The following is a 23,988-nucleotide window of genomic DNA, read 5'->3' on the forward strand; positions in this document are numbered from 1 at the left end:
GCCTCGTGCGGGCGGCGGACGCCGCCGCGGGGCACGCGCGGATCCTGGACGCCCTCCAGCGCCACGGGATCGAGCCGGCCCCCGGGTGGGCGGAGCGCCTGGAGCCGGTCGTCGGCGACCTGGCGGCGCCCGGCCTGGGCCTGGACCCGGCGGAGTGGCGGCGCCTGGCGGAGACGGTGGACTCCATCTACCACCTGGCCGCCTCCGTCAACGTCCTCCTCGACTACCCGTCGCACGGCCGGACCAACGTGGCTCCCCTGGTGGAAGTGGTGCGCCTCGCCGCGGAGCACCACCCCAAGCCGCTCTTCCACGCCTCGCCGATGGCGGTGTGCCGGCGCCGCGTGGAGGGCCGCCTGGAGGTCCTCCCGGAGGAGCGCGTGCACGCCGACCCGGCCGGCCTCCTGACCGGCTACGCCCGCTCCAAGTGGGCGGCGGAGCAGGTCCTGCTCGCCGCCGCCGCCCGCGGGCTCCCGGTCACCATCTACCGCACCTCCCACGCGCTCCCCTCCGCCCGCACCGGGCGCGCCAAGCCGGGCGACACCTTCGCGAGCGTGCTGCGCGCGGCCCGCGCGGCCGGGGTGGTCCCGGAGTGGGCGGACTCCGCCTTCCACGGCGTCCCCGTGGACGTCCTCGGCCGGCTGGTCGTGGAGGACTCGCTGGGCGTGGGCCGCCATCCGGGCGTGGTGCACGTGGAGAACCGCGACCCGCTCACCCTCCCCGCACTCCTGGAGGCGCTGCTCGGCGGCGACGCCCCCCGCGTCCCGCTGGAGGAGTGGAAGGCCCGGTGCCTGGAGGCCGCCTCGGCCCTCCCGGACGAGGACGCCACGCTGGTGCGGGTCCTCTTCGCGGACCGGGCCGACGGGGCGGCGGTCGAGAACATGTTCGGCCGCCACCCCCTCCAGACCGACGACTTCGACCGCCGCGGCCGGGGCTCCGCCCTCGCCGACCTCACGCCCGCCGCCTACTGGCGCCGGGTGCAGGGCGCCATCTGACCGACTCCGAACCGTGATGCCGCCCGGGAGGTGGGGGGAGGTTCCGCAGGCGGTGCGTCTGTGTGAGCCCGCGCCGCAATCACGTCTCGCCCGAGTGGCCGGGCGAGTTTACGCACCGCCGGAGGAGCCTCCCCCCGCCGACCCTACGCGACCGAGCCCGATGACCCAGCAACCCTGGACCACAGGACCCGTGCACACCGCCCCCACCGAGCGCTTCGACGTGCTGGTGGTGGGCGGCGGCTCCACCGGCGCCGTGATCGCCAGCCGTCTGAGCGAGGACGGCCACCGGCGCGTGCTCCTCCTGGAAGCCGGCCCCGAGCGGCCGGCAGGGGAGGCGGCGGAGCGCGCCGTGCGCAGCGCCAGCCAGCCGGCGGTGGTCCCCGGCCTGAACTGGAAGATCCGCACCCTCATCAAGGGCGGCGCCGCGCGCAGCGTGGCGAGCGTATTCGACTACGAGGCCGGCCGGGTGCTGGGCGGCTCGTCGGCGATCAACGCGGTGCAGGCGCTGCGCGGCGCCCCCGCGGACTTCCAGGACTGGGCGGCGGAGTGCGGCGAGGAGTGGAGCTGGCCCGGCGTCCTCCCCTTCTACCGGATGCTGGAGGACGACCCCGTCGGCCCGGAGACGCTGCACGGGCGCGGCGGGCCCATGCCCATCCGGCGCGAGCGGAAGGAAGACCTCACCCCGCTCCAGGCCGCGCTGATGGAGGCGTGCGTCGCCCACGGCTTCCCGGAGACCGAGGACCACAACGACCCGGAGACCACCGGCGTCGGCGTGATCCCCAAGAACGTCGTGGACGGGGTGCGGATGTCCACCGCGCTCACCTACCTGGCCCGGGCGCGCGGGCGGCCCAACCTCACCGTGGTCACCGGCGCCCACGTGCACCGGGTGGTCTGGAACGGCGCCGCCGCCGACGGCGTGGAGGCCGAGGTGGGCGGCGAGCTGCGGCGCTTCCGGGCGGACCGCGTGGTCGTCTGCGCCGGGGCCATGGGCACTCCGCCCCTCCTGATGCGCTCCGGGATCGGCGACCCGGCCGTGCTGGAATCGCTGGGGATCGCCGTGCGGAGCCCGCTGCGCGGCGTGGGCGAGGGGCTGATGGACCACCCCGTGGTGGGGATCTGGGGGGTCCCCCGGGCGGACGCCTGCACCCTGGGCGAGCCGCTCCGCCAGACCCTGCTGCGGTACTCCGCGAGCGGCACCGGCTACGAGAACGACATGCACGTCTGCATGATGGCGGGGATCGACGTCGGCGAGATGTTCCCGCGGCTGGCGGCGACCTCCACCACCCCCACCATCGCGGGCGTCACCACCTGCTTCAACCGCTCCACCTCGCGCGGGCACGTCCGCGTCACCTCCGCCGACCCGCACGCGCGGCCGGAGGTGTCCATCAACTGCCTGGGCGAGGCCGGCGACGTGCCGCCGCTCAAGGAGGGCGTCCGCCTCGCCTGGGAGCTGATGCAGCGGCCCGGGCTCCGCTCACGGTTCGAGCAGGTCCTCGCCTGGACGGACGGGATGGTCCGCTCCGACGTGGCGCTGGAGCGCGCGGTCTCCACCTTCGTCCGGCCCAGCGCGCACGCCTGCGGCTCCGCGCGGATGGGGCGCTCGCCCGAGGCGGGCGCCGTGGTGGACCCGCGCGGCCGGGTGTACGGCGTGGACGGGCTCTGGGTCGCCGACGCCTCCGTGATGCCGCTGATCCCCAGCGCCCCCACCCACCTCACCAGCCTGATGGTGGCCGAGAAGATCGCCGCCGGGATGCGGGAGGAGCGCCGACCATGAACACCGCCGTCCGCGCCCCCGCCGCCCCGCCTCGCCGCGGGAGCCTGCGGCGCCTGGGAGGAAGGCCGCAGCCGCTGGTGCGCCTGGTCTGCTTCCCCTGGTGCGGGGCGGGCGCATCCGTGTACCGGAAGCTCGCCGCCCTCCTCCCCGACCACGTGGAGCTCCTGGCGGTGCAGCTCCCCGGGCGCGAGGACCGCTTCGGGGAGCGGCGGCTCCTCCGCATGGAGCAGGTCGTGGAGCAGGTCGTCCCCGACCTCGTCGCCGTCTTCGACCGCCCGCTGGCGCTCTTCGGCCACAGCATGGGCGCGCTGGTGGCCCACGAGGCCGCGCGGGCGCTGCGCGAGCGGACCGGGCGCGAGCCGCACGCGGTCGTCGTCTCCGGGCAGAGCGCCCCGGCGGACTCCGGCCCGCCCGTCCCCCAGTGGCACGCGGCGGACGAGGAGGCGTTCATCGCCAACCTCCGCCAGATGGGCGGCACCCCGCCCCAGGTGCTGGACGACCGCAAGGCCATGCGCGCGCTCCTCCCGCTCCTGCGCGCCGACTACGAGGTGCTGGAGACCTACGTGCCCCGCCCCGGGGAGCCGCTCACCTGCCCGCTGGTGGTCTGCGCGGGAGACGAGGACCCGGAGGTCAGCCCCGGGAGCGTGGCCGCCTGGGTGCGCCACACGACGGGGCCGCACCGGGTGCACTGGTTCGAGGGAGACCACTTCTACCTGAGCGCCCGTCCGGAGGCGCTCGCCGCGGCGCTGCAGGGATGGATCGCACCCGGGGGGATCACGCCGTGAACGAGCGCCGAACGACCGAGATGAGCACGAGCGAGGTGTGGGACGAGATCGTCGTCGGGGCCGGCTCTTCCGGGGCGGTGCTGGCCGCCCGGCTCTCCGAGCAGCCGGACCGGCGGGTGCTGCTCCTGGAGGCGGGGCCGGACTTCCCCGACCCGGAGCACCTCCCGGAGCCGCTCCGCGACGCCCGGCTCCCCGTGACCGCCGGCTACAACTGGGACTTCGCGGCCAACCTGCGCAGCAGCGGCCGCTTCCAGAACCTGCTCCAGTCCGCCGCCGTGGCCGCCATGGCGCCGCGCGACATGTTCTCCGCCGCGCGGGCGGCCATGCGCGCGCCGCAGCCCCTGTCGGCCACGCTGCAGCAGTTCCCCTATTTCCTGGGCCGTGTGGTGGGCGGCTCGTCCGCGGTGAACGGGGCCGTGGCGCTGCGCCCCTTCCCGGAGGACTTCGCCCGCTGGGCCGCGCTGGGGAACGCCGGGTGGAGCTGGGACGACGTGCTCCCCGCCTTCCGGAAGATCGAGACCGACCACGACTTCCCGAGCGCCCTGCACGGGAGCGAGGGGCCGCTCCCGGTGCGCCGCCCGTCCACGCGGGCGCTGCACGACCTGCAGGCCGCCTTCCTGGAGGCGTGCCGCGGGCTGGGGCTGGCCGACGTGGCGGACATGAACGGCTCCTCCGCCCCGGGCGTGGGGCCGGTGCCGGTGAACAGCGTGGACCACGTCCGCGTCTCCACCGCCATCGCATACCTGGCCCCCGCGCGGGGACGCCCGAACCTCACGGTCCGCGGCGGGTGCACGGTGGCCCGCGTCGTCTTCGAGGGCCGGCGCGCGGTGGGGGTGGAGGTGGTCTCCGCCGACGGCCGCCGGGCCATCGTGTACGGGAAGCGGATCACGTTGAGCGCCGGGGCCGTGAACACCCCCGCCGTCCTGCTTCGCTCCGGAGTGGGGAACGAGGGGCTCTGCCGCTCGCTCGACGTGGCCCCGGTGCTCGACCTCCCGGGCGTGGGCGAGAACCTGGCGGACCACCCGGCGGTGATGTTCTGGATGGTTCCCCGGGACGGCGAGGGGCCGGAGGCGTCGCTCTCGCACGAGGTGATGGCCCGGGCCGCTTCCGCCCCCGGCCGCACTCCCGACCTCAACCTCTTCATCCTCAGCAACTTCCACACCTCCTCGGTGCCCATGCTGGGGGACCTGCTGCGCTCGCCGCGGGCCAACGCCATCTCCGTCGTCCTGTCCGATCCCGCCTCGCGGGGGCGGGTGTTCCTGGAGGACCCGGACCCGGCGAGCAAGCCCGTGATCGAGCTGAACTTCGGCTCGGCGCCGGAGGACGTGGAGCGCCTCAAGGCCGGGGTGCGGCTGGCCTGGAAGATCGTCCAGTCGCGCCCCATCGCGGAGCGGACCCGCTCCGTGTTCCTCTGGACGGAGGCCATCGTGGGCAGCGACCACCTCCTGAAGAGCGCGATCGACCGCTTCATCAACGCCACCTGGCACCCGGTGGGGACGGCGAAGATGGGTCCGGCCGCCGACCGCATGGCGGTGGTGGATCCGCGCTTCCGCGTCCACGGCCTGGAGGGGCTGCGGGTGGTGGACGCGTCGGTGATGCCGGTCATCCCCAGGGCGCCCACCAGCATGACCTGCATGGTGCTGGCCGAGCGCGCCGCGGAGTGGATGGCGCGCGAGACGGACTAGGACGGCCCGGAGCCGGCCGGCGCGCCGCGCCGGGTCCGGCTGCACACACCACCACACGCTTGCGAACCATGGACCGTTTCTCTCGTCTCGTGACCGGGCGGCCGATCGTCACCCTGGCCTTCGTCCTCCTGGCGACGCTGGGGCTGGGCTTCGGCGCGACGCGCCTCGACACGCGCAACAACCAGGACTCCGAGCTCCCGGCGAGCGACCCGATCGTCCGGACCAACGACCGCCTGAAGGAGGTGTTCGGCGACAAGGCGAGCGTGCTCATCGGGCTGGAGGCCGACGACGTGTTCACCCCGGGCACCCTGCGCAAGGTGGCCGAGCTCTCCGAGCGGCTGAAGCAGGTGGAGGGGGTGATCGAGGACGAGATCGTGAGCCTCGCCACCGTCAACAACATCGAGGGGCGCGAGTGGGGCCTCGAGGTGGGGCGGATCCTGGACGAGGTGCCCGGGACGCCCGAGGAGGTCGAGCGCCTGCGCGCCACGGTCCGCGCGAACGACATGCTCAACGGGCAGCTCGTCTCCGAGGACGGGACGCTGACGCTGATCCAGGCGAACCTGGAGAAGGGGTACGACCAGGAGGCCGTCCACGCGCAGGTCTTCGCCCTGGCGCAGGAGTTCGGGGGCCCCGAGCGGATCCACGTCGCGGGCGACGCCGTGCAGCCCCAGGAGATCGACCGGGGGATCCAGGCGGACCTGCACCTCCTCCTCCCCCTGGTGCTCCTGTTCACCCTGGTCGGGCTGTACTTCTCGTTCCGCACCTGGCGCGGGGTGTGGATCCCGTTCGCGGTGGTGGTGCTGAGCGTCGTGTGGACGATGGGGCTGATGGGGCACATCGGGCTCCCGGTGACGGTGGTGTCCTCCACCCTCCCCATCCTGATGGTGGCCATCTCCAACTCGTACGGGATCCACATCCTGGCCCGCTACTACGAGCAGGTGAAGGACGGCGTGGCGGAGCCTGCGCGGCGGGGGCTGGAGCGGATCGGGCCGGCCGTGCTGATGACGGGGATCACCTCGGCGCTGGGCTCGGCGACGCTCCTCACCTTCCGGGTCACCTCCATCCGCGAGTTCGGCATCATCGCGGCGCTCGGCGTGCTGGCGACCACGGTGGTGTCGCTCACCTTCACCCCCGCCGTCCTCGCCCTCCTCAAGCCGAAGGGCGGGAAGGCCGCGGAGCGGCACTGGATCGACCGGCTGACCGTCCCGCTGGGGAGCTTCGCGGTCCGCCGCCGGAACATGGTCTTCGCCGGCGCGGCGGTGGTGTTCGCCGTTTCCGTCGTGGGGATCAGCCGGATCCAGATCGGCAACGACCTGTCGGAGTACTTCCCGGCGGACCACCGCCTGCGCACCGCGTTCGACGTGTTCAACGCCAAGCTCGGCGGCGTGCGGCGCATGGAGATCATGGTGGAGGGGCCGGAGGCGGACGCCGTCAAGGACCCGGAGATGCTGCGCCGGATCCAGGCGTTCCAGGAGTACGCCGAGGGCTTCCCGGAGGTGGGGCGGACCTCCTCGTTCGCCGACGTCGTCCGCCGCATCCACCAGGAGATGAACGGGGGCGACCCGGCGTATCACGTGGTCCCCGACTCGCGCGACCTCGTGGCGCAGTACCTCCTGCTGTACTCCATGTCCGGGAACCCCGCGGATTTCGCGCAGATCGTCGACTACGACTACCAGCGCGCCCGGATCCAGGTGATGCTGACCACCTCCGACCAGGGGGACCAGCGCCGCCTCTACGAGCAGTTCCAGAAGTACGCCGCGGAGAACATGGGCCCCGGCGTGAAGATGGAGTTCGGGGGCGACGTGATGTTCTGGCTGGCGCAGATCCACTACGTGGCGGTCGGCAAGGTCTACAACATCATCGCCGCGGTCTGCATCGTCCTCCTCTTCTGCACCCTGGTCTTCCGGGCGTTCTCGGTCGGCCTGCTGAGCATCGTCCCGCTGGTGGTCTCCACGACGCTCACCTTCGGGCTCATGGGCTTCCTGGGGATCCGCCTGGAGATGGGGACCGCCATCATCACCTCCATCGCGGTGGGGATCGGCGTCGACTTCGCCCTGCACTACCTGATGCACCTCCGCCAGGAGATCCACGAGCACGCGGACGCCGAAACGGCGGTCGCCCGGGTGCAGCTCACCACCGGGCGGGCCATCGTGTTCGACATGCTCTCGAACGTGCTGGGCTTCAGCGTGCTGATCTTCTCCGGCTTCATGCCGATCCGCTACTTCGGCTGGCTGGTCTCCCTCACCATGCTCACGGTGGGGATCGGCACGCTCCTCCTGATGCCGGCGCTGGTCACCGCCCTGCGGCCCCGCTTCGGCACCGGCCGGGTCACCCCCGGCAGTCACCCCGTCACGACGCACCTCCGGGAAGTACCCATGCCCAAACGTGAGATCGCCGTCCCCGCGCTCCTCTTCTTCGCGCTCCTGGCGGGCGCCCCGGCCGCCGCATCCGCGCAGGCGCTCACCGGGAAGCAGATCATCGAGCGCAACGACGCCATGCGGGCCGTGAACGACGAGCAGGTGGACTTCCGCATGCAGCTCATCAACAAGCGCGGCCAGAAGCGGGAGCGCCAGGTGACCTGGATGCTCAAGGAGGACGCCCAGCGCAACCAGAAGGCGCTGATCCGCTTCCTGGCTCCCGCCGACGTGCGCGGCACCGGCCTGCTTTCCGTGGAGAACCCGGACCGCGAGGACGACCAGTGGCTCTACCTCCCGGCGCTCCGCAAGAGCCGCCGGATCTCCGCCGCCAACAAGTCGGACAGCTTCGTCGGCTCGGACTTCGCCTTCGAGGACGTGGGCCCGGAGGAGATGGACCAGTACGAGTACCGCCTCGTGCGCGAGGCCCCGCTCCAGGGCGTCCCCGTGTACGTCGTGGAGGCGGTGCCGAACAACGACAAGCGGAGGCGCGAGAGCGGCTACAGCCGCCGTGAGATCTTCGTCCGCAAGGACAACTTCGCCATCGCGCGCGTGAACTTCTACGATAAGCAGGGCGAGCTGCTGAAGACCCTCGAAGCGCGCGACATCCGGCAGATCCCCTCCACCCGGACCTGGCGCGCCCACACCATGGAGATGAAGAACCAGAAGACCGGCCACTCCACCGTCATCGTCTACGGCGACTTCGCCGTGAACCGCGGCCTCGCGGACGACGCGTTCTCCATGCGCGAGCTCGAGCGGGGCCTGTGAGCGGCGCGGGAACGGCGGGGCGGGCCCGGCGCGCGGCCGGCCTCCTCCTGGCGGGGGCGGCGCTCCTGGCCGCCCCGCGCGCCGGGGCGCAGGAGCTGCAGCTCACCGGCTACGTGGAGGCCGACCACCAGGCCTACTTCGACGGCGGCGAGCGGGACCGCAACCTGGGGCGGAACCAGGCCCTGGTGCAGCTGGAGGCCCGCGCCTCCTTCGGCGAGCGAGCCCGGCTCTTCGGGGCGGTGGAGCTGCGCGCGGACCAGGCCGACCGCGGGCGGAACCGGGCGTACCTGGACGAGCTGTACGCGGACCTCACCTTCGGGCGGCTCGACCTGCGCCTGGGGAAGCAGATCGTCGCCTGGGGGAAGGCGGACGGGGTGAACCCCACGGACCACCTCGCCCCCATGGACTTCAGCGACCCGCTCGACACCGAGGACGAGCGGATCGGGATCGTCGCGGTCCGGCCGCGCTTCTACCTGGGCGGCGTGCAGTGGGAGGGGGTGGTCGCCCCGGTCTTCCAGGCGAGCACCATCCCCCCCGCGGGCTCGCGCTGGCGGGTCCCGCTCCCGGCCACCATGCCGCATCCGCTGGACCCCACGCGGACCGCGGTCCTGTCGTACGAGCTCATGCCGGCGGAAGAGCCGGCGACCACCTGGTTGAACGTGCAGTACGCCGCCCGCGCCTCGGGGACGGTGCGCGGCTGGGACGTGTCGGTGAGCGGGTTCGACGGCTGGGACGACCTGCCGTGGATGCGGCGGCAGCCGCTCATGACCGGGCCCGAGAGCGTCCGCGTCGAGGTCACGCCGGAGTACCTCCGCAAGCGCGCCGTGGGCGGCGACCTGGCCACGGTGGTGGGGCCGTACACCCTCCGCGCGGAGGGCGCGTACGTCATGCCGGACCCGAAGGCGGGGCCGGACTACGCGCAGTACGTGCTGGGGGTGGAGCGCACCTTCGGCGACCTGATGGGCGCGGGCGGGACGATGGTGCTGCTGCAGTGGGTGCAGGAGCTCGCGTCCTCCGGCTACACGCCGGAGCCGTTCGACCTGAACCACCTCTTCCAGAAGACGGTCACGGGGCGGGTGCAGCACAACCTCACCACCGCCGCGCAGGTGGTGGTGGACGGGCTCTACGACTTCGAGGCCGACGGGTACTACCTGCAGCCCGGCGCGTCGTACCGCTTCGGCGACCACCTGCGGGTGGAGGCGATGGTGGACTGGCTGGGCGGGGACGAGGACCGCTTCTTCGGCGCCTTCTCCCACAACCGGCGCTTCCAGGTGCGGGTGCGGTACCTCTTCTAGTCTGTGCCGCCCGAAAAACGAGGCCCCTCCACCGGGTGCGGTGGAGGGGCCTCCGCTCGTGGGTCGGGAGCACCGGCCCGTGCCCGGCGTCACCTCTCCCCGGGCGGCAGGTACGGTACGCCCTTCTCCCCGAACACCCGCGCCGCCTCCCCGCTCCGCACCATGTCGCGGATGGCGGCGTCGAGCCGTTCGCGCAGCGCTCCGTCCGACTCCCGGAGCGCCAGGGAGAAGCTCCAGCGCTCCACCGGCTCGAACTCCGGGGCGAGCACCACGTCGCTCCGGTCGCGGAGCAGCCACGACGCGAGCGGCCCCCACAGGTACCCGTAGTCCGCCCTGCCGTCGGCCACCGCCTCGACCACCGCGTCGTAGTCGTGCACCGCGTAGACCCGGTTCCCGCGCTGCTTCAGCGTGTAGATGGGGATGGACTCCGTCTCCACCGCGATGCGGGTGTCTCCCAGCTCCGCCAGGGTGCGGACGGGGGCGACGTCCGCGCGGCGGATCAGCGCGTACCCGGCGCCGTAGTACGGGGTCGTCAGCGCGATCCCGGGAGCTCTCCGGCCGTCCGCCAGCGTCCCCGGGTCCACCACCGCGCCCAGCGCGGCGTCGCAGCGGCCCGCGGGGAGCGCCTCCCCGGGGCGCTCCCCGTGCTCCAGCCACTCGAACCGGGCCGTCGCCCCCAGGCTCTCCGCCAGCCGCCGGGCCAGCTCCACCTCGACCCCCGCGTCCCGGTGCGAGAGCGGGAGGTTGTCCGTCGCCGCGCAGAAGGTGATCGTCCGCGGCGCCTGCGCCGCCGCCGCGGTGGCCAGGAGCGCCGCGGCGGCCGCACCGGGAAGGAGCACGGCGCGCCTCATGACGGGAGCTCGTACACGAGGAGCAGGTGCCCCGTCTTCTCGCCCCGGAGCCCCGGGGCGAAGCCGTTGATCCACCCTCCCCACCCCACGGGGAAGGCCACGTACTGCTTGCCGTCCACCGCGTACGTCATGGGCGGCGCGTGCATCCCCATGGGCGCCTGGTGCGTCCACACGTCCTTGCCGGTGCGCGCGTCGGTGGCGTGCAGCTTCCCGTCCGCCTCGCCCCAGAACACCAGCCCCCCCGCGGTCGTCAGCACCCCCGACATCACCGGCCACTTCGTCTTGATCTCCCACGCCTTCTCCAGCGTGGTGGGATCGAGCGCCAGGAGCGACCCGTGCGACTCGCCCGGCCCCAGCGCCGCCGCGTCGGCCACGCTCCCCCAGAAGGGGAGCCCCTTCCGGTAGAACGCCTGCCCGGTGCGGAACACGGCGCAGTTCTCGATCACCGGGATGTACGCCATCCCCGTCTGCGGGGAGTAGGACATGTGGTTCCACTCCTTGGCGCCGGCCGGGCCGGGGCAGAGCGGCTCCAGGGCGGAGGTGAGGATCGCCACGGAGTCGATCACCGGCCGCCCGGTCTGCGGGTCGAGCCGCTTGGCCCAGGTCTGCCGCGCGAACGGCTTCCCGTGGATGAACTGGCCGGTGGCGCGGTCGAGCACGTAGAAGTGGGCGTTCTTGTCGGCGTGGATCAGCCCCTTCACCGTCCGTCCGCCGATGGTGAGGTCGGCCAGGATCACCTCGTTGATCCCGTCCCAGTCCCAGGTGTCGTGCGGGGTCCACTGGAAGTGCCAGCGGCGCGTGCCGTCGTCCGGGTCCAGGGCGAGCACCGTGTTGGTGAAGAGGTTGTCGCCGGGGCGCACCTCGCCGTTGAAGTCCGGCCCCGGGTTCCCCACGGTCCAGTAGAGGAGGTCGAGCTCCGGGTCGTACGAGCCCGTCACCCAGGTGGGCCCGCCGCCCGTCATCCAGGTGGGGAGCTCACCCTGCCACGTCTCGTGGCCGGGCTCCCCGGGACCGGGGATGGTCCAGAAGCGCCAGGCGCGCTCCCCGGTCCGGGCGTCGAAGGCGTCGATGAAGCCGCGGATCCCGTACTCCCCGCCCGAGATCCCGGTGATCACCTTGTCCTTCACGAAGAGCGGGGCCACGGTGGCCGTGTACCCGTCGCGCCAGTCGGCCAGCGTCTTCTCCCAGACCGGCGCCCCGGTGCGCGCGTCCAGCGCCACCATCCGGGCGTCCAGCGTCACGAAGAACACCTTGCCGTCTCCCAGCGCCAGGCCCCGGTTCACCCAGTCGCAGCAGGCGGGGACGTCCTCCGCCACCTTGAACATGCGGTGCCAGAGCTCCTTCCCCGTCCGGGCGTCCACCGCGTACACGGCGGTGTGGCCCCCGGTGGTGAAGTACATGACGCCGTCCGCCACCAGCGGCGTGGCCTCGAAGCCGTGCGGGATGGGGAGGTACATCCGCCAGGCCTCCTTGAGCCGCCCGGCGTTGGAGGTGCTGACCTGGTCCAGGCGGCTGAAGCGGTGCGCGGCGTAGGAGCCGTGGTAGGTGAGCCAGTTCCCCGGCTCGTCGACGGGCGCCCGCGCGATGCGCTCCGTCGTCACCGTGGCCGCCGGGTTGAACCCGAGGCTCCCTTCGGGCGCCCGGTCCGGGGCGCCCGCCCCGCCGCTCGCGGGCGGCGAGCCCATCCCTCCCTGCTGCGCCGCGAGCGGCGCGGCCAGCAGCGAGGCGACGACCAGCGTGGCGAGCCGGGGCATGGAGTACCTCCTCGTGAGCGTGTTCATCGCGTACCTCCCGTGTCCTTCTGGACCCGCGTTCCCTGCCCGTCGGCGGTGACGATGAACTTCCCGTGCATCCCGCGGCGGTAGTGGTTGCTCACGGGGCACATGTACTCGTATTCCCCGGGCTTCTCGAACTTCACCATGGTGGCCCAGGTGGCGCCCTGCGGGAGCGTCAGGAAGACGTTGCGCGGGGCGGGCGGATCCCCGTGGCCGTGGCCGTCGTCACCCGGCTTCCAGAGGCTGCCGGTCCGGCCCGCGGTGCCGGCGTGCTCGTGGCGCGCGTCCTGGCTTCCCCCGCCGTGGTGCCCGCCTCCTCCCTCGGGGTGGCTGTGCAGGTGCAGCTGGTGGAAGGAGCTCGGGTCGTCGTTGGTGACGACGAAGCGGTACTCCTGCCCCGCCTTCACGTGGATCTCCTTCTGGTCCCAGGTCAGGTACGGCGCGGCCCGCAGGTGGATGGTGGGGACCTTCTTCCCCAGCTTCGGCGCCGCGCGCGCGATCTGCTGCGGCGGCCCGCGCCTCACCTCCGCGTCCTCCCACATGATGTGCAGGAAGCCGCCGGGCGCCGGGAGATAGAACATGGGCGGGACGATCACGTGCACCTCCCGCACCGGCTTGTCCGCGCAGTCGTAGCACTGGTACGCGAAGTTCTTTTCCGGTCCCGCGCGCACCCGGCTGGTGAGCATGATGTGCAGCAGCGCGCTGGAGGCGACGCGCTTCCCGTCCTTGTAGATGTCCGCCCACCCCCACGAGCAGAGCGCACAGTTGACCAGCGGCTCGGCCGGCGTGCCGTTCCCGGTGTGGCCGTGGTAGAGGGTGTCGATCACCAGCCCCCCGAACCAGGGCTCGGCGACCGGGTTGGGGGAGAACGGCGCCAGCATCACCTGCTCGATCCGCCACTCGGCTCCCTCGGCGTCCACGAAGGAGATCTCCACCTCCATCGAGTCCTTGGAGAGCTTGGTGTCGTTGTGCGTGTGGTCGAAGGCCGCCACGCGGATCTTCCCGCGCGGGAGCCGCTTCACGTTGTTCGAGTAGGGGACCTTCTCCGGGAAGACGGTCTTCAGCCGCTCCGGGATCTTCTCCGGGAAGGCGGGCGGCCCGGGGAGGATCTGGATGACGGGGTTCTTTCCCTCGAAGTAGATGGCCTTGGGCTGCGCGAGGGGGATCGGCTCCGGCCCTTTGGGCGACGGCCGCTCGTACCAGACGTCCAGGGCCGCCTTCACCCAGGGCTCCAGCGGCTTCTGCATGGGCGACATGGGGGCGCCCGGCGGATCGTTCGGGCCGATCGCTCCCTCGTACGGGACCTGCCGCGCGACCGGCTCCCGGGCCGCCGGGGTGATGGTCACGTCGGGGGTGACGGTCGCCACTCCCTCCCGCGGCGGGGGAGGAACAGGGTCGGGTTCGGCGCGTGGAGCGCAGGCGCCCGCCACGAACAGCACCGCGACTGCGGCCGCACGGATCCGCGGAGACCTCATGGTCACCTCCAGGCTCGGGAACAGGCAATGCCGCCCTCCCGCCTGCACCTGTGCACGGCGGGGGAGAGCCTGCGGAACCCCGCAGGGGACGGAGAGCGGCCGCAAGCAATGTTCCGATGAGCACGGGGGTGGCTGACAGATCGCCCCGGTGTGCCCTTCTGTCTCCGGCCGTCGGCTACGCGGCGTTCTCCCGGGTCCGCAACGGCCTCCTCAGAGCGTGGGTATAAAGTGGGGCAGTAGAGCATCAAGGGCGTGGGCCTGAGTCGCAGGCCCACCGGCCGCTAATTCCCCAGCACGCACGCCCCAGTTCACGCTGGTATTGACTTTCGATACAACGAAGCGTATTCGTATCGGAACCCGATACTACTCTCCGAAAGCCAAATGCCACCGCACGCATCCAACGACATCCTTCGAGGTACGCTCGACCTCCTGATCCTGAAGGCGCTTTCGCTGGAGCCCATGCACGGGTGGTCGATCGCACAGCGGCTGGAGCAGCTCTCTGGCGACGCGCTACGCGTGGGAGCGGGATCACTCTACCCCGCGCTCCAGCGCCTGGAAGAGCGTGGGCTGCTGGTGAGTGAATGGGGCGTTACCGAGGAGAACCGCCGGGCCAAGTACTACAAGCTGACTGCGGCTGGCCGCAGCGCACTCGGGGAGGAGTCGCGGAGCTGGCAGGAGTACGTGCGGATGATGGACACCATCCTGCGCACCACCTGATTGGGAGAGGACCGCATGGAGTGGATCACGCGATGGCGGAAGCGCCTGCGTGTGCTCATCCGCCGGGAAGAGGTGGAGCGCGAGCTGGAGGAGGAGTTCGCCTTCCATCTCGAGATGGAGACGCGGAACAACATCCGCGCCGGAATGACCCCGGAAGCCGCCAGGCGGCAGGCGGTGCTGACCTTCGGCGGACGCGAGCGGTTCCGCGAAGAGGTGCGCGACGCGCGCTGGTTTGCACCGGTGATCGAGCTAACGCCCGACGTAAAGCTCGCCCTGCGCATGCTGGCGAAGCACCCGGTGCTCTCCGTGACCGGCGCGCTCGGGATGGCCGTCGGCGTTGCCATCGCAACGGGCTTCTTCAGCTTCATGGCGTTCTACTACTCGGCCCCGCCGCTCGACGAGGGTGACCGGATCGTCGGGCTCGACTACCTCGATATGAGCAACGAGGACTGCTTCTGCACGACCCTCTTCGACCTGGACACCTGGAGGGGGAGCCAGCGGTCCGTCCGGCAGCTGTCCGCCTTCCGCGACTCCGATCGCTACCTGCGCGTTCCGGGCGGCACGACGGGTGATGTACGAGTGGCGGAGATGACCGCGTCGGGGTTTGACGTGGCGCGGGTGCCGCCGCTCCTCGGCCGTCCGCTCCTTGAGTCGGACGAGGCCGAGGGAGCTCCGGCCGTGCTGGTGATCGGGCACGATGAGTGGCGGCGGAACTTCGGCGCGGACCGTGGCATCGTGGGACGCGAGGTGCGCCTCGACGGCACCCCGTACACGGTCGTGGGTGTGATGCCCGAGGGCTTCCGCTTCCCGCACAACCACGGCTACTGGACCGCGCTCCGGAGCGACCCTGCGCTCCACCGCCCGGGCGAGGGCCCGCGCGTGACAATCTTCGGCCGGCTCGTCCCAGGGGTTCCCAGGGCGGCGGCCGAAGCCGAGTTGAGAACCGTGAGCGCGCGGCTCGCGCGCGAGTTCCCCGCGGCATACGCCACCTTACGCCCGATCGTCAGACCGTACGTCCGTGTCCTGCTCGACGTGCACCAGTACCCGGCCTGGATCGTCTGGACGATGCAGCTCTTCGCGGCTCTGGTTCTGGCCGCGGTCGCGGTCACCGTGGCGTCACTGATCTACGCCCGGACGGCATCTCGCCAGGCCGAGATCGCGGTCCGCACGGCGCTGGGCGCGAGCCGCCGGCGCATCATCACGCAACTCTTCGTGGAGGCGCTCGCGCTCTCCTCGCTTGCAGCGGTGACCGGGCTACTGATCGCGAACGTCGCGTTCCGGCAAATCGTCGCCATGAATCCGGGGAGCCTTCCGTACTGGATCGAGCCCGGCCTCCCGGCGTCCACGGTCGCGTATGCCATGGGTCTCGCCGTGCTCGCAGCCTTCATCGTCGGCATCGTCCCTGCGCTGGCGGCCACTGGGCAGCGGCTGCAGTCCACGCTCCGCCAGATGGGCGGCGCCACCGGGATGCAGCTGGGGAGCACCTGGACGGCGCTCATCGTGGTGCAGGTCGCGGTCGCGGTGGCTGTGCTCCCGCCCGTGATCGGGATCGCCTGGAACAGCTATCGGGAGTCGCGCGCCGAGCCCACCTTCCCGGTCGAGGAGATGCTCGTGCTCCGGCTCGAGCGGGATGAAGCTCCGGCCCGGGAGGCGCTGGCCGCTCCGTCCGTGGAGCAGGCGGGCGAGTCCTTCGCCGAAACCCAAGCCGAGCTGATCCGCCGGATCGCCGCGGAGCCGGGCGTGCTCGGCGTGACGTATGCCTCGGCGCCCCCGCGCTCCGGCCAGCGCGTGCGCATCGAGGTCGAGGGCGGGGTGACGACGGCCGACGCGGCACCTGTCGTCGCGCTCTCCTCCGGTGTCGCACCCAACTATTTCGATGTGTTTGGCGCTCAGGTGCTGGCGGGTCGGCCGTTCGGGTCCGGCGACGCGCCCGGTGGCGCGGCCGCTGTCGTGAGCCGCTCCTTCGTCCGTCGCTTCCTCGGGGGCGGAGTCGCCCTCGGCCGCCGCGTGCGCAGCACGGCGATCGCCGCGGGCGACTCCGTCCAGCCAGGCCTCTGGCTCGAGATCGTCGGGGTGGTGGACGATCTCTACGACCAGAGCGGCGAGCCGGAGTTGCAGAGGCCTGCCATCTATCTCCCGACGGCGCTGGGGGCAGCGCCGGTGACCGTCGCCATCCGCACGCGGGGGATCGACCCCGACGCCCTCGTCCCGCGGCTGTGGGAAATCGCCGGAGAGGTAACACCGGGGCGCCCGATGACCGTCGCCGGCCCGGACGAGCTTCGCGGCGGCGACACCAGTCGCGTGGTTCGATTCTCCGTCATCCTGGTAGGCCTTGTGACGCTGAGCGTGCTCCTTCTCTCCGCGGTAGGGATCTCGGCGATGATGTCGTTCGCCGTCACACGCCGGTATCGGGAGATCGGGATCCGGCTCGCGCTCGGTGCATCGCGGCGCCAGGTGTTGCGGACGATCTTCTCGCGCGCCGCGCTTCAGCTCGCGCTCGGGCTAGCCGTGGGGGTCGTCCTCGTCACGTTGGTAGAGCGACTCGGCGGCGATGAAATGATGCGCGGCCAGCACCACGTGCTCGTGCCAATGGTCGCGGCACTCGTGCTCGCCGCCGGGCTGCTCGCTACGGCCGGCCCGGCGCGCCAGGCGCTCCGGGTCCACCCGATGGAGGCGCTTCGACAGGAGTAATTCTCACGCGGGCCGGAGGCGACGAGCCATGAGGCTGGTCATGGCGAGCAGGATCCAAGCGCGTGAGGAACTCACCGTGTTCTCGTAGTCGGCACGCAGGCGCCGGTACTTCATCAGCCACGCAAAGGTGCGTTCGACTACCCAGCGCCGGGGCAGAACCTTGAAGGACGCTTCGAGTTCTTCCGAGTCTGGTCGCGTAGCGCATCATGCACCTGATCGATCACGCCTGCGTTCCTCCAGCGCCGGAAGTGCTGCTTGACGTCGCCCCACGGCGGGAAGTCGTGAGGCAGTTGCCTCCAGCTACAGCCCGTGCGCGCGATATACATCAACGCGTTCCAGATCTCGCGCAGCGGGTACTTGCGGGGCCGTCCCGTACGCCCGTTCTTGGCCGCGGGCATGAGGCTGAGGACGACCTCTTGGCCGTCCGTTAGATCGCTGGGGTAGGCTTGTCGTTGCATAGCCCGCCTCCCTTGCGAACCTCATGCCCCACTTTATACCCACGCTCTCACCACACCCGCCACCGCACCCCCGCGCCGATCCGCCGCGGCGTCCCCGGCGTCACGAACGGCTCCACCCTTTCCCCTTCGTTCAGCCGGTTCAGCGTGAGCACCCCGAAGGTCCGGTAGTCGGCGTCGAGCAGGTTCTCCGCCTCGGCGTAGACCGTCATCCGCCCCGCCGCGCGCTCCACCCGCAACCCCACGAGCGTGTACGCGGCGAGCTTCAGCTCCTCCTCCGTGTTGTCCTCGTCGCCGCGGAGCCAGCGGCTCCCCACGTGCCCCGCCTCCACCGCGGCGCGCCACGGGCCGCTCGCGAACTCGGCGCCCAGGTTCGCGCGCACCGCGGGGACCATGGGGAAGTGGTCGCCGGGGCGCACGGTGGGCGGCGCCAGGTCGTCGTCGTCCGGGTCGGCGGACGCGGCGGCGCCCACGTCGTCGTCGTCATCGTCCTGGTAGGGGGCGGAGAGCGTCGCGACGGTCTGGAAGGTGGCGCGGGTGAAGGCCAGGTTGCCGTGCAGGCGCAGTCCGGCGGCGGGGCGCAGCTCCGCGGCCAGCTCCACGCCCTCCCGGCGGGTGCGGTCCAGGTTCTGGAAGTAGGCCGCCGCGGTCCCCTGCGGGCGGACGTTGAAGATGTCGTCGTACACCTCCGCCCGGAACGCGACCGCCTCCGCCGAGACGCGCGCCCCGAAGAAGCGGACCCCCGCCTGCCAGGTGTCGGTGGTGACCGGGTCCAGGGGCGGGTCGGCGCCCAGCTCGTAGGGGAGGGGGCAGGGGTCCTCCGGGTCGGCGCAGGCCAGCTCCATGATCACCGGCGCGCGGAAGCCCCGTCCGTACCCGGCGAAGAGCACCGTCCCCGGGGCGGCCACCCAGTCCACCCCCAGGGCGCCGGTGAGCTGCCGGAACAGGTTGTCCCCGTCGTTGTCCGGGTCCAGCCGGTCGCGGAAGGGGAGGCTCACGTAGTCCCAGCGGAGCGACCCGGTCAGCGCCAGCCGCTCCGTGGCGGCGAGCCGCGCCTGGGCGTACGCCCCGAAGTCGTGCTCCAGCGTCCCCACGTCCTCCGACATCTCCCCTGCCGCGGGGAACCCCGGGAAGTTCTCGTTGGGGAGGGCGAAGATGCGGATCCCCACGTCGTGCAGCGCGTACTCCACGCCGGAGGCCAGCTCCAGCCGCCCGGCCGAGCGGGCGAGCTGCGCCGCGACGCCCGCGGAGCGGTTGCGCGTGTCGAAGCGGGTGTCCGGCTCCGTGAAGTTGGCGTTGAACTGGTCCACCCGGTTCTCCCGCGCGAACGCGCTCGCCTCCAGCACCGTCCCCGCCCCGACCCGGTGTGCGACGCGCCCGTTCAGGAAGTGCAACCGCGGGCGGAACAGGTCGCCGCCGGTGAAGTTGATGGTCCGCGGGTCCGCCGGGGAGCGCCAGCGCTCCGGGACCGAGTCGCGGTTCTCCAGCCAGGAGGCGGGGAGCGACCCCGCCTGGAGGATGCGGTCGTCGCCGCGCGTGTAGGAGAGCCACGCGTCCGTCCGCTCCCCCCGCCACCCGCCCTTGGCGAAGAGCCGCCCCACCCGCGCCGAGGCGTCGTCGCGCCACCCGCCGCTCTGCACCCAGTTCCCGGACAGGTAGTAGTCCCACGGCCCCACGCCGCCCAGGACGGAGCCGCGGGCCTCCCCGCGCCGGAAGCCGCCGCCCGCCACCTCCAGCGCCCCCCGCGGCGGACCGCCGCCGCGCCGGGTCACCACGTTCAGCGACCCCGCCAGCGCGTTCTTCCCGAAGGCGGCGGCGGGGCCGCGCACCACCTCGATCCGCTCCGCGTCGTCCAGCGGGATCAGGTCCCAGTGCACCTGCGAGGCGTCCGGCTCGTTGACGCGCACCCCGTCCACGAAGACGCTCACCCCCTGCGGGAGGCCCACCACGGGCGACACCCCGAAGCCGCGCAGCGACACGTCCGGCTGGAAGGCGCTCCCCATCACGTCCGCCAGCGACACGCCGGGGAGCCGCGCCAGCACGTCGGCCACGGTGCGGTGCGGCATCGCCCGCAGCTCGTCGGCGCCGACCACCTGCGCGGCGAATGGCGCGCGGGCCAGCGGCACGCCCCCCGTCTGCAGGCGCGCCACCTCCACCCGCAGCGTGGGGAGGCGGTGCACCAGCGTGTCCACCCTCGCCGTGTCCGGGCGAGGCGCGGCGGCCGGGTCCGCGAGCAGGAAGAGCGCGAGCAGCGCACCGGAGACGTCCATGGCGGCCGGGTCCCGTTCAGAGGAGGAAGTGTCGGGGGCGGTTCTGCCGGGAGGCGGCGTGCTACCGCCCCCCGGTCGCCACGCCGATCCCCGCGTACAGCGTCCGCCCCGGCCCCGGCTCGAAGAAGCGCCGGCCGAAGGCGTTGACGACCACGGAGGTGTTGTAGCGGACGTCGAACAGGTTGGTGACGCCCACGAACGGCGTGGCGCGGACGCCCCCCAGGCGCGCGCCCTCCCACCCGGCGCGGAGGTCGGCCACGGTGTAGCCGGGGGAGCGGAAGCGGTTGGCGTCGTCCACCGGGACGGAGGAGGCGCGGCGCGCCTCCACCTCCGCGAAGGCGCCCGCGGCGGACTCCCAGGCCAGGCGCGCGTCCAGCGTGTGCGGGGCCACCCCCGGGACGCGGTTCCCGTCCAGCGCCTCCCCGCCCACCACGTAGTCGGTGAAGCGCGCGTCGGTGTAGGTGTACGCCAGGCGCGCCGTCACCTGCCGGAGCGGCGCCACGCGCAGCCCCGCCTCCACCCCCCGGTGCCGGGCGGCCCCCGCGTTGCGGAAGAACTGCCGCCCCGGCACCCCCTCCACCTCGAAGGGGATCAGCGCGTCCCGCACCCGCGCCAGGTACGCGGCCAGCTCCCAGCCGCCCCGCGCCCCGAGCCGCCCCTTCGCCCCGGCCTCGTACGACACGGTGCGCTGCGGCTCCAGCTCCGGGTTGAAGCCGCCGGCGCGGTCCGGGCGGTTCGCCAGCTCGGTGGTGGTGGGCGTCTCGAAGGCCGTGGCGACGTTGGCGTACAGCGACACGGCGGGCGCCGCCGCGAAGCTCACGCCCAGCGTGGGGCTCCAGGCGTCCAGGACCCGCGCGCCGGAGTCGTCCGGGTTCCGGTCGGTGGCGGGGATGCGGTCGACCACGGCGAAGCGGACCCGGTCGTAGCGGAGCGCCCCCAGCACCTCCAGCCTCCCGGCGAGGGGGAGCGCCGCCTGCGCGAAGGCGGCCGTCCCCGTCACCCGCTCCCGCTGGTCCAGCACCAGCGCGCCGCGCTCCCCCCCCACGTTGCGGAAGTTGAGGCGGTCGTCGCGCTGCGCCTCGGCCTCGGTGCCCACGGTCCAGCGGAGCGCCCCCGCGCCCAGCGGCCGCGCCGCCGACCACGCCGCGCGCACCCCGCCGCCCCGGCGCTCCAGGTCGATCACCACGTTGGGGATGGGGTTGTCGATCTCGCGCGCCACCCCGTAGCCGGAAAGCTCCAGCGCCCCCGCGCCCAGCTCCCGCCGCCAGGTGAGCCCCGCCTGCGCCTGGCGCCCCTCCTCCCCCGTCCGCTGCGCCACGTTGCGCCCGAAGGCGCGGGAGCGGTCCACCCGCAGCAGCGAGTCGGAAAGGGAGCCGGGGTTGAGCGCGTCGTAGCGCACCGCGTTCAGCGTGAAGCGGAGCTCGCTCCGCTCCCCCAGGCGCGCGAGCTGCGCGCTCGCCAGCGTGTTCTCCGCCCGGCTGTGCTCGCGGAACCCGTCGTAGCGCAGCCGCGTGGCCGCCGCCCGGTACGACCACCCGCCCGCCCGGCCGCCCACCGCCCCCTGCGCCCGCAGCAGCCCGTTCCCCCCGGCGACGACGCGCGCCTCCGTGCCGAGCGGCACCGGCGGGGGCGCAACGGTGGTGAGCTGCACCACCCCGCCGGAGGCGTTCCCCCAGAGCGCGGAAGCGGGGCCGCGCACCACCTCCGCCCGCTCCAGCCAGCCGACGTCCACGTGGTTCAGCGTGGTCTGCCCGTCCGGGAGGGTGGCGGGGATCCCGTCCACCAGCACGCGCACCCCGCGCACCCCGAACTGCGCCCGCGCCCCGAAGCCCCGCACCGAGATCCGCTCCCCCAGGGCGTAGTTGTACCGGTTGTCCACCTGCACCCCGGGGATCCCCGCCAGCGCCTCGTCCAGCGCGAGGCCGGGGCGGGCGCGGCGGACCTCGTCCCCCGTCGCCACCGAGACGGCGAACGGCGCACGCAGGATGGGGACGGGGGTGCGGAGCACCCGCACCGCCAGCGTGTCCAGGCTGACGCGGGGGAGCGTGTCCGGGGCGGGCTCCTGCGCCCGGAGCGGGGCCGTCCCCAGGACGGCGAGCGGGACGAGCGCGGCGAGCAGCGCGGTGCGGGATGACATCGGGCTCGGGTCGGGGGAACCGTGCGGCGGCGCGTCCGCCGGGAGACCCCGCCGGGAGCAAGATTCGCGCGCGTCCGGGGCGGCGCGTTATCTTCCCGGGCGGGCCGCGGACGGTACGCGGCCCGCAACCCGTTTCCCCGCAAAGCGATGCCGGACCGAACCCCGCCAACCGCCGATCCCGCGGCTCCCGCCGAGCCGCCCATGCTGCGCAGCGACCTGTTCTTCGGGGCGGTGGCCCTGCTCGCGGTCGTGCTCGCCGTCTTCTTCTTCGTCGCCGGCGAGGCCGACGCGGGCGCGGAGGCCGCCCCGCCGCCGCCCATCACCGTGCTCGCGCCCCGCAGCGGCGCCACCGTCTCCGGCCCCTTCTCCATCGTCTTCGAGACGCCCGCGCGGATGGAGCGCGACGCCAGCGGGTGGGTGGCCGAGGGGCGCTACCACCTGCACGCCATGGTGGGCGGCACCGAGCTGATGGCCGCCCCCGCCGACGTCCAGCCGGTGGAGGGCGGCCGCTACCGCTGGTCCGTCGCCGGCCTCCCGCCGGGGGAGCACCGCGTCCGCCTGCAGTGGGCGGGGCCGGACCACCGCAACCTGCAGCAGGGGGGCTCCGCCCCGTTCACCCTCCTGGTGCGCTGATCCGGGAGGCGCGGAGGCCCGCCGGGCGGTTTGACACCCGTGCCGGCGCGAAGTAATCTTCCGTTCCCTTCCGAGGCCGTCCGCATCCGCTCCCGCGTCCCCCCTCCACCGCGCCAGGCCCCATGTCCACGAGCCACCTGCGTCCGCTCACCTTCGGCGAGATCCTCGACGGCGCCTTCGTCATCTACCGGCGCCACTTCGCCACGCTGTTCACCACCGCGCTCATCCCGCTCCTCCCGGTCGCGCTGCTCTGGGGCGCGTTCGGGCTCGTGAGCGGCGGGAACCAGCTGGACAGCGCCGCGGCCGGGCTGACGTTCCTGCTGGTCTACCCGGTGATGATCGTGGGGATGCTGCTGATGTGGGGAGCGCTCATCCATGAGACGGCGCAGGCGGTGGAGGGGCGCGCCATGGACCGGGCGGAGGCGTACCGCGTCGCGTTCCGCCGCATGCTTCCGATGGTGGGGACGTCGATCCTCTTCGTGATCCTCTTCGCCATCGGTCTCATCGCCCTGATCATCCCCGCGTTCCTCGTGATGATTATGCTGTTCGCCATCTGGCAGGCGGTCGTGATCGAAGGGAAGGGGCCGCTGGATGCGATCTCCCGCTCGCGGGAGCTGGCGCGCGGCGCCTGGGGGAGGGTCTTCGGGATCCAGGTGGTCTCGTACATCATCGTGATGATCCCGGGGATGCTGGTGGGGACCGTGACGGCCGTCGCGATGGTCGGCGCGATGCTGGCCACCGGCGACCCTGACGCCGCGTCGGACGCGGTGGGCTGGTTCACCGCGGTGAACAACGTGCTGAGCATCCTGGTCTCCGCGCTCACCACTCCGTTCATGGCGGCGGCGCTGACGCTGCTCTACTACGACCGGCGGGTCCGTACCGACGCGCTGGACCTGGAGATGGCGACCGAGAGCCTCGCCACCCCGGTCTGACGGCGCCGCCCTCGCCATGATGCAGCCGGAGCTCCCCACGGCCCCCACGGTGCGGCGGGCGCTGGACGAGGTCTACGCGCTCCCCGAGTTCACGCCGCGCTCCCTCCCCGGCCCGCTGCAGTGGCTCTCGGACCGCTGGGGCGAGGTGAAGGCCTGGTTCGCGGGGCTGCTGGCGCGCTTCGAGGTGCTGGAGGCCACCGCCCCGCTGCTGTTCTGGCTGATGATCGCCGGGCTCGCCCTCGCCGCGCTGGCGATCCTGGCGCACTTCGCCCGGGTGGGGCAGGGCGCCTGGCGCGCGCGGGAGCGCCGGGGCCGCACGGCCCAGGGGAGCACGGGCCC

General features: G+C 72.9%; 16 protein-coding genes and 1 pseudogene. 11 read left to right on the plus strand and 6 right to left on the minus strand.

Annotation, left to right across the window (positions count from 1 at the left end; all coding sequences use genetic code 11):
* The 6 genes from VGR37_03665 to VGR37_03690 all read left to right on the plus strand — a co-directional run.
* The coding region (locus VGR37_03665) for an SDR family oxidoreductase (protein HEV2146493.1) at positions 1-992 on the plus strand (992 nt) is incomplete at its 5' end.
* Between the two features lie 160 nt (positions 993-1,152).
* Positions 1,153-2,766: an FAD-dependent oxidoreductase gene (locus VGR37_03670; protein HEV2146494.1), complete on the plus strand. Its 1,614-nt coding sequence runs from the start codon at positions 1,153-1,155 to the stop codon at positions 2,764-2,766.
* On the plus strand, positions 2,763-3,551 hold the full coding sequence (locus VGR37_03675; GenBank protein ID HEV2146495.1) for an alpha/beta fold hydrolase: 789 nt from the start codon (positions 2,763-2,765) through the stop codon (positions 3,549-3,551). The genes VGR37_03670 and VGR37_03675 overlap by 4 nt, the downstream gene beginning before the upstream one ends.
* Positions 3,548-5,236 (plus strand): GMC family oxidoreductase N-terminal domain-containing protein, encoded by a 1,689-nt coding sequence (locus VGR37_03680; protein HEV2146496.1) that lies wholly within the window; start codon positions 3,548-3,550, stop codon positions 5,234-5,236. Before VGR37_03675 ends, VGR37_03680 begins: the two co-directional genes overlap by 4 nt.
* A 68-nt stretch (positions 5,237-5,304) precedes the next feature.
* Complete coding sequence (locus VGR37_03685; GenBank protein HEV2146497.1) at positions 5,305-8,418, plus strand: outer membrane lipoprotein-sorting protein; 3,114 nt, start codon at positions 5,305-5,307, stop codon at positions 8,416-8,418.
* On the plus strand, positions 8,415-9,713 hold the full coding sequence (locus VGR37_03690; GenBank protein ID HEV2146498.1) for a DUF1302 family protein: 1,299 nt from the start codon (positions 8,415-8,417) through the stop codon (positions 9,711-9,713). The genes VGR37_03685 and VGR37_03690 overlap by 4 nt, the downstream gene beginning before the upstream one ends.
* Positions 9,714-9,802: 89 nt before the next feature.
* Here the strand turns inward: VGR37_03690 and VGR37_03695 are convergent, their stop codons facing one another.
* Genes VGR37_03695 through VGR37_03705 form a run of 3 tightly spaced genes read right to left on the minus strand, consistent with a single transcriptional unit; the run spans position 9,803 to position 13,706 of the window.
* Positions 9,803-10,564, minus strand: a complete 762-nt coding sequence (locus tag VGR37_03695; protein HEV2146499.1) for a transporter substrate-binding domain-containing protein — start codon at positions 10,562-10,564, stop codon at positions 9,803-9,805.
* The gene (locus VGR37_03700; protein HEV2146500.1) at positions 10,561-12,345 is read right to left on the minus strand and encodes a PQQ-dependent dehydrogenase, methanol/ethanol family; all 1,785 of its coding nucleotides are present in this window, start codon (positions 12,343-12,345) and stop codon (positions 10,561-10,563) included. Before VGR37_03700 ends, VGR37_03695 begins: the two co-directional genes overlap by 4 nt.
* Positions 12,342-13,706 (minus strand): multicopper oxidase domain-containing protein, encoded by a 1,365-nt coding sequence (locus VGR37_03705; protein ID HEV2146501.1) that lies wholly within the window; start codon positions 13,704-13,706, stop codon positions 12,342-12,344. The genes VGR37_03700 and VGR37_03705 overlap by 4 nt, the downstream gene beginning before the upstream one ends.
* A 489-nt stretch (positions 13,707-14,195) precedes the next feature.
* Here VGR37_03705 and VGR37_03710 point away from each other — a divergent pair, with 489 nt between their 5' ends.
* The gene (locus VGR37_03710; protein ID HEV2146502.1) at positions 14,196-14,531 is read left to right on the plus strand and encodes a PadR family transcriptional regulator; all 336 of its coding nucleotides are present in this window, start codon (positions 14,196-14,198) and stop codon (positions 14,529-14,531) included.
* A gap of 15 nt (positions 14,532-14,546) precedes the next feature.
* Positions 14,547-17,222, plus strand: a complete 2,676-nt coding sequence (locus tag VGR37_03715) for an ABC transporter permease (GenBank protein ID HEV2146503.1) — start codon at positions 14,547-14,549, stop codon at positions 17,220-17,222.
* Between the two features lie 3 nt (positions 17,223-17,225).
* Here VGR37_03715 and VGR37_03720 read toward each other — a convergent pair.
* From VGR37_03720 to VGR37_03730, 3 genes and pseudogenes are all read right to left on the minus strand, one after another.
* Positions 17,226-17,680: pseudogene (locus VGR37_03720) on the minus strand (transposase).
* Between the two features lie 47 nt (positions 17,681-17,727).
* Positions 17,728-19,947, minus strand: a complete 2,220-nt coding sequence (locus VGR37_03725) for a TonB-dependent receptor (GenBank protein ID HEV2146504.1) — start codon at positions 19,945-19,947, stop codon at positions 17,728-17,730.
* Positions 19,948-20,008: 61 nt separating this feature from the next.
* The gene (locus tag VGR37_03730) at positions 20,009-22,084 is read right to left on the minus strand and encodes a TonB-dependent receptor (GenBank protein ID HEV2146505.1); all 2,076 of its coding nucleotides are present in this window, start codon (positions 22,082-22,084) and stop codon (positions 20,009-20,011) included.
* A gap of 201 nt (positions 22,085-22,285) precedes the next feature.
* On the opposite strand from VGR37_03730, the gene VGR37_03735 reads away from it, so the two are divergent.
* The 3 genes from VGR37_03735 to VGR37_03745 form a co-directional block, all read left to right on the plus strand.
* Positions 22,286-22,717, plus strand: coding sequence for a hypothetical protein (locus VGR37_03735; protein HEV2146506.1), 432 nt, complete (start codon positions 22,286-22,288; stop codon positions 22,715-22,717).
* A gap of 122 nt (positions 22,718-22,839) precedes the next feature.
* Positions 22,840-23,649, plus strand: a complete 810-nt coding sequence (locus VGR37_03740; protein ID HEV2146507.1) for a hypothetical protein — start codon at positions 22,840-22,842, stop codon at positions 23,647-23,649.
* Positions 23,650-23,665: 16 nt separating this feature from the next.
* On the plus strand, positions 23,666-23,988 hold a 323-nt coding region (locus tag VGR37_03745), incomplete at its 3' end, for a hypothetical protein (protein HEV2146508.1).

This window comes from Longimicrobiaceae bacterium (assembly GCA_035936415.1).
In the GTDB taxonomy this organism is placed as follows: Bacteria; Gemmatimonadota; Gemmatimonadetes; order Longimicrobiales; family Longimicrobiaceae; genus JAFAYN01.